Origin of the sequence: Stomatobaculum sp. F0698, assembly GCF_030644385.1 — a bacterium.
In the GTDB taxonomy this organism is placed as follows: Bacteria; Bacillota; Clostridia; order Lachnospirales; family Lachnospiraceae; genus Moryella.
This window is the reverse complement of record NZ_CP130060.1, coordinates 374,055-389,982: the sequence shown is the minus strand read 5'-3', so window position 1 is coordinate 389,982 and position 15,928 is coordinate 374,055. Positions and strand designations below refer to the sequence as shown.

The 15,928-nt window shown below is 55.4% G+C and carries 14 protein-coding genes; 2 read left to right on the top strand and 12 right to left on the bottom strand.

Annotated features, from left to right (window positions below; translation table 11 throughout):
• Positions 1-34: 34 nt before the first annotated feature.
• The 3 genes from gltS to QU660_RS01910 form a co-directional block, all read right to left on the bottom strand.
• Positions 35-1,243 (bottom strand): sodium/glutamate symporter, encoded by a 1,209-nt coding sequence (gene gltS / locus QU660_RS01920; RefSeq protein ID WP_304946660.1) that lies wholly within the window; start codon positions 1,241-1,243, stop codon positions 35-37.
• 134 nt (positions 1,244-1,377) lie between these two features.
• Positions 1,378-2,229: a response regulator gene (locus QU660_RS01915; RefSeq protein WP_304946659.1), complete on the bottom strand. Its 852-nt coding sequence runs from the start codon at positions 2,227-2,229 to the stop codon at positions 1,378-1,380.
• The gene (locus QU660_RS01910; protein ID WP_304946658.1) at positions 2,213-3,598 is read right to left on the bottom strand and encodes a sensor histidine kinase; all 1,386 of its coding nucleotides are present in this window, start codon (positions 3,596-3,598) and stop codon (positions 2,213-2,215) included. The genes QU660_RS01915 and QU660_RS01910 overlap by 17 nt, the downstream gene beginning before the upstream one ends.
• A gap of 98 nt (positions 3,599-3,696) precedes the next feature.
• On the opposite strand from QU660_RS01910, the gene QU660_RS01905 reads away from it, so the two are divergent.
• A complete protein-coding gene (locus QU660_RS01905; RefSeq protein ID WP_304946657.1) occupies positions 3,697-4,479 on the top strand; it encodes a zinc ribbon domain-containing protein in 783 nt (260 codons plus the stop codon).
• A gap of 78 nt (positions 4,480-4,557) precedes the next feature.
• Here QU660_RS01905 and QU660_RS01900 read toward each other — a convergent pair whose 3' ends face one another.
• The 7 genes from QU660_RS01900 to QU660_RS01870 all read right to left on the bottom strand — a co-directional run bounded on the left by QU660_RS01900 (position 4,558) and on the right by QU660_RS01870 (position 12,269).
• Positions 4,558-4,788, bottom strand: coding sequence for a cortexillin II (locus QU660_RS01900; protein ID WP_304946656.1), 231 nt, complete (start codon positions 4,786-4,788; stop codon positions 4,558-4,560).
• A gap of 19 nt (positions 4,789-4,807) precedes the next feature.
• A complete protein-coding gene (locus QU660_RS01895; RefSeq protein ID WP_304946655.1) occupies positions 4,808-5,206 on the bottom strand; it encodes a thioesterase family protein in 399 nt (132 codons plus the stop codon).
• Positions 5,207-5,319: 113 nt separating this feature from the next.
• Positions 5,320-7,236 (bottom strand): leucine-rich repeat domain-containing protein, encoded by a 1,917-nt coding sequence (locus QU660_RS01890; RefSeq protein ID WP_304946654.1) that lies wholly within the window; start codon positions 7,234-7,236, stop codon positions 5,320-5,322.
• Positions 7,237-7,293: 57 nt separating this feature from the next.
• A complete protein-coding gene (locus QU660_RS01885; protein WP_304946653.1) occupies positions 7,294-9,258 on the bottom strand; it encodes a hypothetical protein in 1,965 nt (654 codons plus the stop codon).
• A 46-nt stretch (positions 9,259-9,304) separates the two neighbouring features.
• A complete protein-coding gene (locus QU660_RS01880) occupies positions 9,305-9,670 on the bottom strand; it encodes a hypothetical protein (protein WP_304946652.1) in 366 nt (121 codons plus the stop codon).
• Between the two features lie 17 nt (positions 9,671-9,687).
• Positions 9,688-11,487: a leucine-rich repeat domain-containing protein gene (locus tag QU660_RS01875; protein ID WP_304946651.1), complete on the bottom strand. Its 1,800-nt coding sequence runs from the start codon at positions 11,485-11,487 to the stop codon at positions 9,688-9,690.
• Entirely contained in the window at positions 11,484-12,269 is a 786-nt protein-coding gene (locus QU660_RS01870) for a hypothetical protein (protein ID WP_304946650.1), read from the bottom strand. The genes QU660_RS01875 and QU660_RS01870 overlap by 4 nt, the downstream gene beginning before the upstream one ends.
• Before the next feature lie 295 nt (positions 12,270-12,564).
• Here QU660_RS01870 and QU660_RS01865 point away from each other — a divergent pair, with 295 nt between their 5' ends.
• Entirely contained in the window at positions 12,565-13,143 is a 579-nt protein-coding gene (locus tag QU660_RS01865; protein ID WP_304946649.1) for a manganese efflux pump MntP, read from the top strand.
• A gap of 114 nt (positions 13,144-13,257) precedes the next feature.
• Here QU660_RS01865 and rbr read toward each other — a convergent pair whose 3' ends face one another.
• Together rbr and hcp are read right to left on the bottom strand one after the other, a co-directional pair.
• On the bottom strand, positions 13,258-13,833 hold the full coding sequence (gene rbr / locus QU660_RS01860) for a rubrerythrin (protein WP_304946648.1): 576 nt from the start codon (positions 13,831-13,833) through the stop codon (positions 13,258-13,260).
• Between the two features lie 379 nt (positions 13,834-14,212).
• On the bottom strand, positions 14,213-15,856 hold the full coding sequence (gene hcp / locus QU660_RS01855; RefSeq protein ID WP_304946647.1) for a hydroxylamine reductase: 1,644 nt from the start codon (positions 15,854-15,856) through the stop codon (positions 14,213-14,215).
• Between the last annotated feature and the right edge of the window lie 72 nt (positions 15,857-15,928).

The following is a 15,928-nucleotide window of genomic DNA, read 5'->3' as shown; positions in this document are numbered from 1 at the left end:
GCTTGTCGCCTATTCCAAAGTCCTGTCTTCTCTCTTACAGGTGGAAGAAGCTCGTCAGGAAACCTGCGAAGCCCGTGATAATCAGGCCGTTCACGAAGTCGATGAAGAGCGAACCGACCAGCGGAACAATCATGAATGCGACCGGTGCCGGTCCGTAGATGTTCGTGATTGCCTGCATGTTTGCCATTGCGTTCGGGGTAGCGCCCATACCGAAGCCGCAGAAGCCGGACGAAATGGTAGCCGCATCGTAGTCTCTGCCCATGATGTTGAAGACCACGAAGGATGCATAGAACCACATGACAACCGTCTCAAGCAGAAGGATGACAATCATCGGAACCGCAAGGTCGATAAGCTGCCAGAGCTTCAGGTTGCACATTGCAAGTGCGAGGAAGAGCGAGAGGCAGACATTGCCGAGCGCATTCATCTCGCCCATCGGCATCTTGACCTTGCGCGCCTCCTGGATGTTGCGGATGATGGCGCCGACGATCATTGCGCCGATGTAAGCCGGCATGGTGAGCACCTTGCCGATGAAGAAGGAGACAACGGTTCCCGCGCCGACCGCGACGACAATGTAGAGCGCTGCGTTCAGAATGTTGTTCTCATCGAGCGCCTCGGTGTCTGCGGAGACATCGACTGTTGCGGTCTTGTGCGTATCCTTGAGCTCTTTCGACTTCAGGCCGTACTTCTTAATCTTGCCGTAAGCAATCGGGCCGCCCATCATGCAGCCGGAAATCAGGCCGTAGGTAGCCGCCGCGACCGCGACCGTGGTTGCGTTTGCAACGCCGAGATTCTCGAGGAAGGGGCCCCAGGAACCTGCGGTTCCGTGTCCGCCGACCAGCGGAATGGAGCCCATTGCGAGACCGATGCGCGGATCCAGACCGAAGGCCTTTGCGCCGACTGCGCCGACCAAGTCCTGGATGATGCACATTGCGGCAGAGACTCCGAGGAACAGAATCACGCCGATTCCGCCCTTCTTCAGCATGCCGAAGGCTGCCATATAACCGACCGAACAGAAGAATGCGGTCATGAAGACCTTCTGCAGGGTGACGTCCATGTCGAACTCCATGACGCCCGTGCCGCGGAGCACCGCATGCGCGATTGCGAACACAAGGCCGCCGACAACGGGTGCCGGGATGCAGTAGCGACGGAGAAACTCAATCCGTGCGACCAATTCGCGTCCGATGAGCAGCATGACGACTGCGACTGCGAGCGCCTGATACATATCAAGCTTTACTGTTTGCATAGAAACCTCCTTTTCCCCCATCGGCTTAGAGCGGGCTTTCCCGGTTCGTACCCGCCTCGCGCCGATAACCGATATCTATATTATAGAGTACGGTTTCAAGAAGTTTCAAGAAGTTTCACAAATTCGGTTGCGGATTACGCACTTTGTTCGGCGAGCTGCATAAGACTTTCGATGAATTTCTTAATAGAAGGTTTACCTCCATAGTTCTTTTTACCACGAATCAAATCCATCTCGGCGCGCACTTCCTCAAAGGGGAAGAGAGTGCTGCTGTAACGCGTAAAGCTCTCGTTCAGGAAGTCCTCGAGCCCGAGGTGGGCTAAGTTTGTGAGACCGACCGCAATGGCGCGCCGCATTCTCTGCTCCATGCTCCGCGGATTGTCCGAGAGCTCCGAGCAAAGTTCCCGAATGCTCTCCTGCTGCAGGGACTTTTGCTCCCGCCTGATAAAGAGACAGAGATTCAAAATATCCGCGCTGCCTTTTTCTCCCGCCATCCCGATATTTGCGAGTATGGCACTGATTTTCCGCCGGCTCTCCTCGTCGCTGTCCTGCGGCGCTTTGCTCTGCCCGCTGAAGAGTACACGGCGCAGGGCCTCTATGGTCCTCTCGTTTTCCAGCTGGCGCGCGACCGAACCGATTACCGAACGGAGTTCAACGATGTTGATCGGCTTATTTAAGAAGAAATCGACACCGGCATCATAGGCCTTGCCTATCATGTCCTTCTGCGTGACCTGGGACAGCATGATGCACTTTGCGCCGCAGCCCGCGTCCCGAAGACGCCGTACGAGTTCCGCGCCGTCCATGCCCGGCATCAGAAAATCCACCAGAATGAGATCCGGCTTCAAAGCGGCAATCTGCTGCTCGTCGCTGCCTTCCTCCTCCGAACTGCCGACCACTTCCCCGAGACCCTGGTCCTCGATGAAATCACGGAGCGTGTCAATCATGCTGACATCGTCCTCAACGATATAAATTCTAAGTCCTCTCTCCATGGACAGCCCTTCCTTCGTCTGTATATGCAATTGCTCCCACCGGAATGCGCACGGTGAAGCAGGTGTTACCGGGCTCTGACTGCACTTCTATGCTGCCGCCGAAATGATCTTCCACCATATTTTTGACGCCCGCGAGACCGACACCGCGGTAGATGTTGCCCGTCCGCTCATCGAACTTGGTCGAATAGCCGAGGCGGAATATCTTTCCGAGCTTCCGCGGCAAGATGCCGGGTCCGTTGTCCGAAACTTTGAACTCATACGTCCCGTCGTATTTTCGCTCCGAGACCATGATGACACCGCGCCGTCTGTCTCCCTCGATGGCCTCGATTGCATTGCCGACCAGGTTTTTGAGCACCGTCATCAGCGCGTAGTGCTCGCGGGTCAGGAAATCATCCCGGCAGTCGAAAATCAGACGTATGTCCAACTTCTTCTCGCGGAGTACGCTGTTCGAAGTCGCATCCAGAATTTCCATCAAATCGCGAAAACGGATGTGATCCTCATCGTATTCGTTGGCCGCGGTCTCCTCGAGTCCCCGCATGATGCGAAGATAATCCTTCTTGATCTCGTGGACATCGCGGGCGATGTCCAACGCACGGCGCTGCATCTCATCGGGCAGTTCCTGCGCGCGGAGCTCCTCCGAGAGCCGATAGGCGTTGCCCATGACGCGCTCTATTTCCTCCGAATTTTTCCGCATCAGATAGAGCTCGCTCTTTAAGCCCGTAATCATGAGGAAGAGGCGCTGGTAGCGGCTCTCCTGCTCGTGCCGCACCTGAAGCTCCCGGTACTGCCGGTCCATGACCAAAATGAGGAGCACCAGCGCCGAGCGAAGCAACGCGACCAAAAAGAGCACCAAAGAGGCATTCTCCGAATTGATCGCAGCCCCGAAAAAGTAGGCCCGAAACAGAAGTTCCGCCGCATTTGCGAGCAGATCGCAGAAAAAGGCCGCCGCAAACACCCGTGGCAGGGAGGTAAAGCGCTTATTCGGAATTTGCAGCTTAAAGAGCAGGCCGTAACAGAGATAAAAGAGCGCGCCCGGGAGCTGCTGGTATACTTTGACGCCCGCGGGGCCGTGCAACAAGAGCGATACCAGGACGCGGAACAAAAAGACAATGAGCGCGGTGAAGCCGCAAGCCGAGAGGCTGTGGATTTGCGCGCCCATGGTCATAAGGAGCACCGGCAGAAGCACAACCGCAATCGAAATGCGGAAATCGCTGCTCAGCACATTGAAATAGAACTGAGAGAGCAGGGCGACCGTCGCGCCGATCAGCGCGCTGCGCCGCACCGGGTGAAATTCCAAGGGCCGCCTCAGGAAGCCGCCGTCCATCTGTTCGGAGCGCTCCGTCTCCCTTACTTTTCTCTCTCCCTGCACCGGAATCCCCCCTTTCTTTTGCTCAACAGTATAGCATTTTATGCTATACTGTTGACACCAAAGCGCTTCGCTTTGTCTGTTTTTTTCGGAGGTCTTTTATGACAGTACCTGAAATTCTTCTCGCATTGCGTCCGCTCCTTGCGGTACTTGCTGTTTTGTTTTTGCTCCCGAGACTGTTCGGCCGACCGTTCCGCGAATTCTCGGGCTTTCTTCACGACCTGAGAAGTCTGCTCCGCGCGGCGGAGGAGAGTAAAAAGCTGGGCCCTACGGAGCGCTCCGTTCCGGATATGACAAAGCTCTTTCTCCCTGCCATCAACCGCGATTTTCCGGCCTTCAACTGGCCCGAAGAACGGGTCGCGATCGAAAAGCGCATTGTCTCCGTGCTCGCCGCAAGACAGGCGCTGGACTTAAGTAAACTCTCCGCTCCCTCCGAGAGCCTGCGGGAGCGCGTTCGCCTTGCAATCGAGGATGACCGCATGAACGAGCTGACGCGCAGTTTTTCCGACATCGTGATTCATAAGACCGCGATTGCGGACTATAAAAACCAGGCAACGCTGACGGAAATCCGACTGGTGAGTTCCATCGGCTTTACCGCTTCTCTCGCGGGCGATGCCGTCCGGAAAAGCGAGGGCAAGGCGCGCGCAGCGGCGCTCGCCGTTCCCCACCGGGTCGAGACGACCGTCACTTCGGTTCTGGTCCATGTCCAGAGTGTCAACTACAAAAGCGGGTATCAAAAGATCACCGCTGTCTCCTGTCCGCACTGCGGTGCGCCCCTGCAGCGTGCCGATGCGAAATTTTGTCCCTTCTGTAAGAGCGCCCTTCTGCAGACGAACCGTCTGGTCTGGTCGCTCGAGGAAATCGAATTTCAAACCTTGGTCTGAGGCCGAGCGCAACAGAACGAACGGTGAATCAAAACGAAAAAAGACCGCCGCAGAAAACTGCGGCGGTCTTTTTTCGTTTTACTGTCTCTGAATCATTGCGAGAACTTCTTCGGCGGTCTTTCCGCTCTCCTCGATGGCCTTCATGATGACCAGCTGGGTCTCGGACTTTTCCTCTCTCCGAAGTTCCTTAATCTCGGCCTTCTTTGCCTTCACAGCCTCCTGAAGCTCCGTGAGCTCTGCGTTTGCTCTTTGCAATCTCTCCGCGACACTCAGTGTCGGCTTATTCTTCGCCCCCTTGGTGCGTGCCATCTTTCTTTCCTCCTCTTATTTATTTCTGCTCTAACTTTGCCTGTGCCTTGTTATCGAAGCGCTCCCGGTCGATAATCGCTCTCTGGTGGGTTCCCTCACCGATCAGGCCGCACTCATCGTGTGCCTCGACACGGAAGGTGAGGATCTTTCCGTTTGCGCTGATCTCCAGAAGTTCCGAATCAAAACTGACCTTCATTCCCTTCGGCGTCGCCGCAACATGGCTCACATTGACCTGCACGCCGACCGTAGACTTCCCTTCGCCGAGCAACTCCTCCACGGAAGATGCTGCGGTATATTCCATATTTGCAATCATCATCGGCGTTGCGAGCACATGCACCGTGCCGCTGCCGACATGAATCGCAAGATCCTTTTCCTCAACCGTAATTTCCCGGTGTCCCTTGATTCCGATGTTCAGCATTTTGCTCTCCTTATTCGGCCTCATAAACCAAGCTTTTATCAAAACAATTCCTTACTAAGTGTTATAGCAAACTCTCTTTTTTCGTGCAAGTATTGTTTTTCAAAAATCGGTATTTATTCCAGCAATAAAATGCCCCTGTCCCGCATCACCGCGATATTTTGAATCTCATTGTCACCGCAGTAAAGCTCCCGAAGTTTCGGGAGGGCCGTGAGCGGCGAAATATCCTCGATGCGGTTTCCGCCGATGTCCAAAACTTCCACATTCGGGACGGCACTTGCGAAATTAAGATCCGTAAGCCCGCAGTGAATCAGGCGGAGTTCCCGAAGCGACGTGCAGTAAGAGAGCCGGGACAAAACATCGGAACCGTATTGTTGTTCGCTCCCGTACGGGCTGCTCTGAATCCCTTCGAAACCGATGACAGTCAGGCGTTCCAAAGCGGTATTTTCGCTGTCGGGCAGCGGGTCGATGACCAGCTTGGAATTACTGAAATCCGCCACAACGTTCTTCCCTATGACCTCAATCTCCGTGACCTGCGGAAATGCTTTCAGCGGAAGCGGGCCTTCGTCTCCGACCAGCTTGAGCGTTCTGAGTTTCGGCAGGGCCGAAAGACGCTCGATATTCGTATACCGATACGCGCTGCTTGAGATATTGAGACGCAGGCTCTCCAGATTCTCAAGACCGGCAAGCTGTGAAAAATCACTGCCTTCCCCGAAGTGATTCATGTAAATTGTGAGCTTCTTTAGGCTGCGGCAAGCAGCAACGGACGCCATGCTGTCCTCCTCGATTTCCGCTTCCTCAAGCGAAGTCAGCATGCTCAAATCCGGCGGAATCGCCTTTGCCCCCCAGGCACTGTTGGTCAGTCTCAGCTTTCGGAGCGCGGTCAGCGACTGCAGGGCATCCAGATTCTCAAGCGCCGTGCTGTCTCCGATGTCCAATACACGAAGCGCCGTGAACCCCCGGAGCGGCTCTATGCTGAGCAATTCCCGCGCGTCGTAAATACGCAATTCCTCAAGTTCGGTGAGCGGGCTCAGCGCATTGAGACTTTTTAACTCGGTGGCACCGACCAGCGTCAGGCTTCTGAGGCCGGTGAGGCCCGAAAGAAAGCGAAAATCCTTGACCGGATTTCCGTCCGCACGGGCAAGAATCTCCATCTCTTTGACCCCCGTGAGTTCCAAGAGATCCTCGTTTCCGTCCGCGCGAAGTTCTGTCGCGAGCAGTTCGAGCTGAGACAGCTGCTTTAAATCGGCAAGCGAGACATCCGCGCCGCGATCGACGATGATCAGCTTTTTGAGATTCGGGAAGTACTTTACCAGCGCTTCGACATCCTCCGCGTCATAGAGGCTCACACCGTTGAGTTCCTCGATTTGTGCCGGATTTGCGACAAAGGCGGCCAGTTCCTTCGGGGTTCGATCGTAGCTGCTTCTCTCCGAGAGATGCAGATATTTTAACTTCGTCAGATTGGCCAGGTTGTGCGCATATTCCTCGGATTCATAGGAAAGGCGAACATCGCCTCCGGTCGCGGTCTCCGCGACATAGAGTCCCTCCAGATTCGGAAAAACCTGGAAGTCTGTCCCATCGATTTCAACCGTCCGCTCGTCGTACACCAGAGGAATGCGCTTCTCGCTGTCATCCGTAAAGCCGACTTCCAGCCATAACAAACCGCTCAGTTCCCTTTGAAACGAAATCGTCTTGACGCGCGCATAATCCTCTTCCGTAATCGATGCGGGATCCTTCTCGAAGGCTTCCGCAAAGAGCCGGGTCAGCACCGGATCGTGAAGGCTCGTCTCGTACTTCGGCGCGACCGTCTTTTGCACCTTACGCCCCGTGCGGAAGATGGCGGGCAGGAACAACATGAAAAACACCGAAAGCAAAATAAAAGCAAGCAGGGCAAGGAAGAAGCCCTTCTGCTTCGCCTCGCTTTTTTCGATGTTTCCGAGCGTGACATTGACATTGACGGATTTGTCTTTTTCCTCGATGTAGAGCGGCGTCCCGCAAGAAGGGCAGACGCTTTTTCCGCTTTGTTTGATCAAAATACTGTTCCCGCAATGCGGGCATCTTATTTTTGTCGGATTCATTTTCCTCGTCCTTTATTCGATCAGTGCAATTCCCTTATTTTGTAAGATACCGATGTTTTGAATCGCGTTTTCCGTATAGACCAGGCAGCGAAGCGACGGGAGCCCCGAGAGCGGCGCGACATCCTCAAAGCGATTGTCTGCGATATTGAGGAATTGAAGCGCGGATAGCCCCTCCGCGAACTTGAGATCCGAGAGATTGCAGTGCTCTATGCGCAGCTCCCGGAGCGATGGGCAGTGCGAAAGGAAGTCGAGCACCGCGCTTCCCTCCTCAAAGCCGTTTCGGTAGTCCCCGCGTCTCAGCCCGTCGAAGCCATAGACCGAGAAGCTTTCCAGCGCGGGGTTGCCGCCGCTCGTTACCTTACTCAGGGTCAGCGATCCCGACGGCGTACCGCCGACGATACTCTCTCCGATGATCGTAATTTCTTTGACCTGCGGGAAGTAATCCAAAGAAATCGGATTGGTGTCGCAGCGCAGGGTTACCTTGCTAAGAGACGGCAGCCCCGCAAACACCTCTTGATGCAGGAGCTCCTCCGTCGTGCTTGCGAGATTCAGCCTAAGCTCTTCAAGACCTGTCAGTCCCGCGAGCGGGGATAAGTCGCTGCCGTCCCCCGTGCGCTCCGCGAGCAGGGTGAGTTTCTTGATACTCCGGCAGTTCGCAATGCTCTCTGCATCTCGCGCGTAGAGTTCAAGCTCCGAAAGAGAGGTGAGAGGACTCAGATCCGGCACTGTCCCGGACGGCGGCCAATCATCATCACAAACGCGCAATTTTTCCAGCTTGGTGAGCGCGGGAAGGGCAGCATAGTCCGTGATATCAGTGCAGTCTCCGATATCCAGTACGCGCAGTTCCGTGAGCGCGCGGAGCGGCTCTATGCTGACCACATCGCTGCCGTCGAGAAGGCGAAGCTCCCGCAGGTTTGTGAGCGCGCTCAGCATATTGAGGCTCTTAATGTCATGGCCGTCTCGTACGGTGAGGCTTTCAAGCTGCGTGAGTCCGGAGAGAAAACGCAGGTCTTTTACGTTCTCCCCCGAATCGACTGCCTGAATATCCAGCGCCTTGAGCTGTGTGAGTTCAAGGATGTCCTCATTTCCCTTAAGGCGCAGGGTGGCCGTGAGACTCTCAAGCTCCTTTAAGTCCTTTAACGCCGCGAGCGAGACTTCGTCATTTCTCCAGCCGACGCGGAGTTCTCGGAGCTTCGGGAACTGCCCAACCAGCTCCTTTACATCCCCCTGGCGAAAAAAGAAAACCCCGCCCAGTGCTTCGATCGATGCGGGATCCGCAAAGAGCTCCGCAAACTCGGTCGGACCTCTGCTGTTGCCGACATTCGAGAGATACAGCTTTTTTAAGTGTTTCAGATTGCCGAGGGTATTCGTGTACTCCGAGGAGCGAAACGAGAGACTCACATCGTAGCCTGCGGCAGTGGCGGTATCCAGCTCTTCGAGCATGGGGAAGGCCTGAAAGTCGGTTCCGTCCAGTTCTATCGTGTCCGTGGTGTTGTGGAGCATGGGCACGCGCTTTTCGCTGCCGTCCGTGAAGCCCACCTCCATCCAAGTGAGATAGTCGTTCTCTCTCCGGAAGGCAATGCGCCTTACACTCTGATAGTCCTCCGCCGTAAATTCGGACGGCTCCTTCTCAAACACTTCCGCAAAGGCTCTGCGAAGCGCCGCATCGTGCACCTCGCTTGCATAGTGATTCTGAACTCTGCTCTCCGTCTGCGTGCGCCCCGTGTTGCCGCGGAGCAGGGACGGAAGGAGAGTCAGACACAGCAGAAGGACAATTGCACCGCCGCCGATGAAGGCCGGAAGATAATTCGGCACTTCGGGCTTGGTTTTTCGCCCCAGGTTTACATTGATTTCAACCTTCTTCTCTTTTTCTTCGACATAGAGCGCGGTCCCGCAAAAGGGGCAAGCCACCTTTCCGCTCTGCTTAACCAGTATGTTGTTTCCGCAGTGCGGGCAGCGAATTTTCGTCGGATTCATCCTATTCTCCTCATCTGATTGGGACAAACAAGCGGCAGCCCCTAAGTCAAAGCGTACGCACGAAGTCGAACACCGTGTGAACACAGTCCTTCAGGCCGAGTTCTCCAGGTTCCGCACTCACATGCGTCTCATATTCCTGCGCCGCCTTTGGCGCTTTCTTCCGCGCCCCGCGACCGAGCACCGGCAATAAAATAAAGAAAATGCTCGCAAGTGCGCAGACTGTCATCGAGATTGCAAACAGTTCCGATGACATCCGTCTGCCGTAGTTCACTTCCGCTATCCCACTCTTTTTAACCGGCTTCTCTTCTTCGATCCGGAGCTCGCTTCCGCAGACACGACATTTCATCTTGCCGCTCTGCCTCACCGCTATGCTGCTTCCGCAGTGTGGGCAGCGGATTTTTGTCGGATTCATTCCCGTCTCCTTGTCGTTTATTCGACCAGAACTATGCCTCTGTTCTTTAATAACGCAATGTTTTGAATCACATTATCCGTGTAGCGCAGATAGCGAAGCTTTGGCAGCGCGGTGAGCGCCGCAATATCCTCGACGCGATTGTCGCTGAGGTCCAAAAGCTCCAGATTGGGGAAAGCCTCCATAAATGAGAGCGTATCGATGCCGCAACGGCCGAGGCGCAGCTCCCGGAGTGTTGTGCTGCGCCAGCCCTCAAACCGCACCTTGTTGTGCGCGTAGACGCTGAGACGTTCCAGTGCAGGGGCATCCGCCTCGGTCTCCGCGCGAATTTGCAGTTCGGCATCACTGCCGCCCATTCCCGCATCCTCGCCGAGCACGGTGAGCTCCGCGACCGCCGGAAAGGCATGCAGCGGAACTGTTCCCTCTTTGCAACAGAAGGTGACTTTTCGAAGCTTCGGCAGTTCCCGGAGTGCATAGAGCGTTTCCGTATTCTTCGCAGCGCTCTCGACATTCAACGTAAGTTCCTCGAGTTCCGAAAGGCGCGCAAGTCCCGAAAAATCCGTCTTGCTGTCAAAGTGACTGAGAAAGAGTGTGAGTTTTTTCAGTTTCCGGCAGCGGGCCAGCTGCGGGAGCGTCTCCGCACTGCACTCGAGTTCTTCGAGCGCCGGGATCAGGGTCACATCCGGTATGAAACGCCCCGCCTGCCAGCCGTCGGAAATTCTGAGTCTTTTGAGCTGCGGAAGCTCGTAAAGTGCGGCATAGTCCGAAAGATTGAAACTGTTCCCGAGATCCAGCGTTTCAAGCGCCGTGAGCGCCCGGAGCGGCTCTAGGCTCGTGAGCTGTGTCACGCCCGAAAGGCGCAGTTCCCGCAACTTTGTCAGGGGCTTCATATCGTTCAAATTCCGGAGCGCAACGGCGTCGCGGAGGGTGAGCTGCTCCAGTTCTGTGAGTCCCGACAAAAAGCGGAAATCTTCGATGTTCTCATCCCCCTCTGAGGCAATGAGTTCCATATCCCGCACCCCCGTGAGCGCGAGTAAATCCTCGTTTCCCGCGCGCCGCAGCGGGGTATAGAGTGCTCTAAGCTCCTTACATTCCTGTAATCCGGACAAGCTAACCCCTAACTCCCGCCTCACAATTCGCAGCTTTCTTAAGTTCGGAAATGTGCGAACAAGTTTTTCGACATCTGCCGTCGCATAGAGTGAAACCCCGCCCAGTTCTTCCATTGCGCCGGGATTCGCGACCATATATGCGAGCCCCGCCGGGCTTCCGGGGTAGTCCCCCGAATCCGGCAGATAGAGACAGCTCAGCTGCTTCAGATTGGCAAGCGTATTCGCATACTCCTGTGAAGAAAACGTGACATGAAGCAAAGAGCGTTGACCCGACATATCGAGCGTTTCGAGATTCGGGAAGGCCTGAAACGAGTTCCCGTCGAGGGTGATGCCTTCCCCGTTGTTGACAATCGGAACCTGCACTTTGCTTCCGTCTTGCAGTAACACATCCATGCGAACCAGAAACCAGTCTACGGTCTCAAAGCGAATTCCCCGAACGCGCCGATACTCTTCCGGCGTAATCGCGTCGGGATCTTTTCGGAACACTTCCGAAAAGGCGCGCCGCAACACCGGATCCGTCAGCGTGTCGGCATACTTGGGACTGTACTTCGAAACGAAAGGCAGGGTCACGCGAATTGCTGCGTCCGCGCTTCGCTCCCTCCCCTTTGCAAAGACCGCTTTGCAGCCACCGAGCACAACGCCGCTTGCCAAAAGCAACGCGAAGGGCACAACAACGCTTCGAAGCTTACAGCCCAGCCCGCTCGCTTTCATTTTTTTGTCTCCCCGTTCACGGTGAAGCTCTCCAGAAACTGCAGGGACGAAAACTCCGGAAGCGCCGCGACTTCATCCGCCCGAATCTCCGCATTCTTTAAATACGGCACACTCCCAAGCGCCGTGAAATCCGTAATTTGATTGTCCTCCAGTGTCACCGCGACCAAGGATTTCATGCCCGAAAGCGGCGATATATCCTGTACGCCCGTGTTTTTCAGCGTAAGGCTCTGCAATTGATTCAAGCTCTTCACGAAAGCGAGATCCGTGAGCTTAGGCGCATCCTGTATCGTGAGGGTCTCCAAATAAGGAAGACGGGCGAGCGCGCCGAAGTCGGTAATTGCCTCCGCGTGCTCAATCGTGAGGTATTTTAAGCCGGTAATTTTCTGAAGTTCGTCCAGGTTCTCCGCACCGGAGATGGTATAGCGCTCCATCTGCTGCGTTGCCGCACTCGCAGCCGCCGCGCTCTCCGCGTTTTGCCGCCGCGCGGAGGCATTGCTGTCCGCGATGCCGAGCACCACCGGAACCAGAAGGCAGGCAGCGGTAATTCCCCCGACAATGAGTTTCTGCCCCAAGCTGAGTCCGATATCCGGTCCCTCGGAGGCCGGCGCTGTCTCGCGGTTTCCGTAAAAATTCACCTTGATTTCGGGTGCGGAAATATCGACGCGGAGCGCACTGCCGCAGTACGGACAAACCGCTTTGTCCTGACCTTCTTCCCATTGCAGCGCGGCGCCGCAGTGCGGGCAGGTCAACGAAGTAATTTTCATTCTCATCCCCTCGCTCATGCCAATGAGCAGGCGGTTCCCCGCCTGCTGATTTTGTTACTTTGATTATACTCTTTCCGCCCTTTTTTGGAAACACCGCGCTGCCGTCCGGTTATATTTATCGTTGACTAACAAACGCGCACAGTGGTAAATTGAACAGGCTTTACAGGGAGTAGGGAGCGTCCTAGCGGCGTTTCAAGTCAACAAAATGGCATTCGCCTGGCTTGGATTAAATCGCGAGACTGAGAAAGCACGCAGTGCGTGCTCTCGGTCTCTTTTTATTTTCCTTTTAAACCACAAGCGGGAGGTTCAGCGAATGAACGCACAAGCGGGATTTATTTTGAACAGCATATTGCTCGGCGCGGGACTTGCAATGGATGCGGTCTCGGTATCGGTCGCAAACGGACTCGAAGAACCGGGGATGTCCGGCAAAAAAACCGCGGGCATAGCCGGCACCTTTGCCTTTTTCCAGTGGCTCATGCCCATGCTCGGCTGGTTCTTTGTGACTTCGCTCCTCTCTGTATTTCGCGCGGTCGACCCCTTCCTTCCCTTTGTCTCCTTTGCCCTCCTCCTCTACATCGGCGGTAAACTTTGCCTCGAGGGCATCAAGGGCGAAACGGACGAAAATCCGGACAGCGGACTCGGCATAAAGGCCCTGTTCTTACAGGGCATCGCGACCTCGATCGATGCACTCTCGGTCGGCTTTACGCTGGCCTCTTACCGAGCCGCAGAGGCCCTGCTCTCCTCGGTCCTGATTGCCCTCACCACCTTTTTCCTCTGTCTCGGCGCACTCCACGCTGGAAAGCAGGCGGGCGCTGTCTTAAACCGCCAGGCCAAGATACTCGGCGGCCTCATCTTAATTGTCATCGGCGCCCGTATTTTTATCGCAGGATAAGCCCGGGATCAGGCCAATCTTTGTTGCGCTTTCCGGCACATCAACGGACAAAATAAAACCGGAAGGCTTTCGCCTCCCGGTTTTATTTTGTAAGCACAATGCGCTCTCTCTCGATTAATAGTTCTCTGCGAGAATCTCGAAGAATGCCTGCGGGTGCTGGCAGGTCGGACATACCTGCGGTGCCGAAGTGCCGACCACAACGTGACCGCAGTTCCGGCAAACCCAGACCTTGACTTCGCTCTTCTTGAAGACTTCCTGCATCTCGACGTTCTTTAAGAGCTTTCTGTATCTCTCCTCGTGGCGCTTCTCGATTGCCGCGACCATGCGGAACTTCGCTGCGAGCTCCTTAAAGCCCTCTTTCTCCGCCGTCTCGGCGAACTCGACATACATGTCGTTCCACTCGTAGCTCTCGCCCTCTGCCGCGTGGAGGAGGTTGGTCGCCGTGTCTCCGATGCCGTTCAGCTCCTTGAGCCACATCTTTGCATGCGCATTCTCGTTCGTTGCGGTCTCCTCAAAGAGAGCACCGATCTGCTGGAACCCTTCCTTCTGTGCCGTGGAAGCGAAGTACAGATACTTGGTTCTCGCCATAGACTCGCCGGCATACGCCTTCTGCAGGTTCTTCTCGGTCTCGGTACCTGCGTACTTGGTCTTTACATCGTTGCCGCTCGTAATCTTCTTCTCGTCTGCCATGTTATCCTCCTCTAATTATTGTGAAGTCTCTAACAATTGCTACATCACCTACTATACCATAGCTTTTTGAACTTGCAAGCAAAAATAACAGGAATAATTCCTAATTTGTATTCATCTCAACTAACACACGCTCGCGGAGGCGTTTCCGCTTCGCTTTTTTCCGACTTATGACTGCTATTCTGTTTTACAGCGACTCTTATGTTTCGCTTGGGACCTCATTTTTATTTCACCCTATGACTCCTTTCCCCGACGTGCGCGCCGAGTACAGAAAAAGACGGCGGACACAGGGGCCGCCGTCTCTCATTGAGGGTAATGAAATAGCAAGGGTACTGCAAGTATGTTCTTTTATGTGAATCCGGTACTCCGGTGTCCGCGTTTTTTACGCTTCCTTGCCGAAGAAGAGCTCGATATCGTCCTCGACGGAGCCGATTCCGGCAATGCCGAAGTTGTTGACCAAAACGTTTGCGACATTCGGGGAAAGGAAGGCCGGAAGCGTCGGTCCGAGGTGGATGTTCTTCACGCCGAGGTAGAGGAGCGCAAGGAGCACGATAACTGCCTTCTGCTCGTACCAAGCGATGTTGTAAGCCAGCGGGAGCTTATTCACGTCGTCAAGTCCGAAGATCTCCTTCAGCTTGAGTGCGATGACCGCCAAAGAATAGGAGTCGTTGCACTGACCTGCGTCGAGCACGCGCGGGATGCCGCCGATGTCGCCGAGATCCAGCTTGTTGTACTTGTACTTTGCGCAGCCCGCGGTCAGAATCACAGCGCCCTTCGGCAGCTTCTTCGCGAACTCCGTGTAGTAGTCACGGCTCTTTGCTCTGCCGTCGCAGCCTGCCATCACGACGAACTTCGTGATTGCGCCGCTCTTCACCGCATCGACCACCTTGTCGGCAAGCGCAAAGACCTGTGCGTGCGCGAAACCGCCGACAATCTTACCGGTCTCAATCTCGGTCGGCGGCGGGCACTGCTTTGCCTGCTCGATGATCGGGCTGAAATCCTTAACCTGGCCGTAGGGCGCATCGATGTGCTTGAGGCCCGGGAAGCCCACGCAGCCGGTGGTCCAGACTCTGTCCTTATAGCTGTCCTTCGGCGGAACCAGGCAGTTCGTGGTCATGAGGATGGGGCCGTTGAAGCTCTCGAACTCCTCCTTCTGCTTCCACCAAGCGTTGCCGTAGTTGCCCGCAAAGTTCGGATACTTCTTAAAGAAGGGATAGTAGTGCGCCGGGAGCATCTCGGAGTGCGTGTAAACATCCACACCCGTGCCCTGGGTCTGATCGAGCAGCATCTCGAGGTCCTTCAAATCATGGCCGGAAATCAGGATGGCCGGGTTCTTGCGGACACCGATGTTGACCTCGGTGATCTCCGGGTTGCCGTAAGCGCCGGTGTTTGCGCCGTCGAGGAGCGCCATGCCCTCGACACCGTACTTACCGGTCTCCAAGGTCAGCGCAACGAGATCGTCGACCGAGAGGCTGTCGTCGAGCGTCTTAGCGAGTGCCTCCTGCAGGAAGCGATCCACTTCCTCGTTCTCGCGAAGCAGGGCGTTTGCGTGCTTCGTGTAAGCCGAGAGGCCCTTGAGTCCGTAGGTGATGAGCTCGCGGAGAGATCTCACATCCTCGTTCTCGGTTGCGAGAACGCCGACTTCCGCCGCTCTCTCCGGGTAAGCGCTCTCCGGAATCTCCTCGGTTGCCGCGAGCGGCAGCTTCGAAGCATCGGAAAGCTCCTTGCGGAGCGCATCGCGACATGCGAGCGTGTCCGTGATGTGCTTCTCAATCGCCTTGCGATCAAAGTTTGCGTTCGTAATCGTGATGAAGAGGTTCATCGACACGAGGTGATTCACCTCTGCCGCTACCGGCTTGCCCTCTGCTCTGAGTGCGGTCGTAACCGCAGAGAGACCCTTGGTCACATAGATCAAAAGATCCTGCGCTCTTGCGACATCGAACTTCTTGCCGCAGACACCCTGTACGGTGCAAGCCTTGTTGCCCGCAGTCTCCTGACACTGATAACAAAACATTTTAGCGTCCATTGATATCCTCCTGTTTTCATATGAACCGGAGCGACTTGCTCCGTGCTTATGCTCTTTACAGGAAAGATAGTA

What these genes read in the sequence shown, in the direction of transcription:
- gltS (WP_304946660.1), bottom strand. Translation starts at nt 1,243, where the DNA reads ATGCAAACAGTAAAGCTTGATATGTATCAGGCGCTCGCAGTCGCAGTC.
- QU660_RS01915 (WP_304946659.1), bottom strand. Translation starts at nt 2,229, where the DNA reads ATGGAGAGAGGACTTAGAATTTATATCGTTGAGGACGATGTCAGCATG.
- QU660_RS01905 (WP_304946657.1), top strand. Translation starts at nt 3,697, where the DNA reads ATGACAGTACCTGAAATTCTTCTCGCATTGCGTCCGCTCCTTGCGGTA.
- QU660_RS01900 (WP_304946656.1), bottom strand. Translation starts at nt 4,788, where the DNA reads ATGGCACGCACCAAGGGGGCGAAGAATAAGCCGACACTGAGTGTCGCG.
- QU660_RS01895 (WP_304946655.1), bottom strand. Translation starts at nt 5,206, where the DNA reads ATGCTGAACATCGGAATCAAGGGACACCGGGAAATTACGGTTGAGGAA.
- QU660_RS01885 (WP_304946653.1), bottom strand. Translation starts at nt 9,258, where the DNA reads ATGAATCCGACGAAAATTCGCTGCCCGCACTGCGGAAACAACATACTG.
- QU660_RS01880 (WP_304946652.1), bottom strand. Translation starts at nt 9,670, where the DNA reads ATGAATCCGACAAAAATCCGCTGCCCACACTGCGGAAGCAGCATAGCG.
- QU660_RS01875 (WP_304946651.1), bottom strand. Translation starts at nt 11,487, where the DNA reads ATGAAAGCGAGCGGGCTGGGCTGTAAGCTTCGAAGCGTTGTTGTGCCC.
- QU660_RS01870 (WP_304946650.1), bottom strand. Translation starts at nt 12,269, where the DNA reads ATGAGCGAGGGGATGAGAATGAAAATTACTTCGTTGACCTGCCCGCAC.
- QU660_RS01865 (WP_304946649.1), top strand. Translation starts at nt 12,565, where the DNA reads ATGAACGCACAAGCGGGATTTATTTTGAACAGCATATTGCTCGGCGCG.
- rbr (WP_304946648.1), bottom strand. Translation starts at nt 13,833, where the DNA reads ATGGCAGACGAGAAGAAGATTACGAGCGGCAACGATGTAAAGACCAAG.
- hcp (WP_304946647.1), bottom strand. Translation starts at nt 15,856, where the DNA reads ATGGACGCTAAAATGTTTTGTTATCAGTGTCAGGAGACTGCGGGCAAC.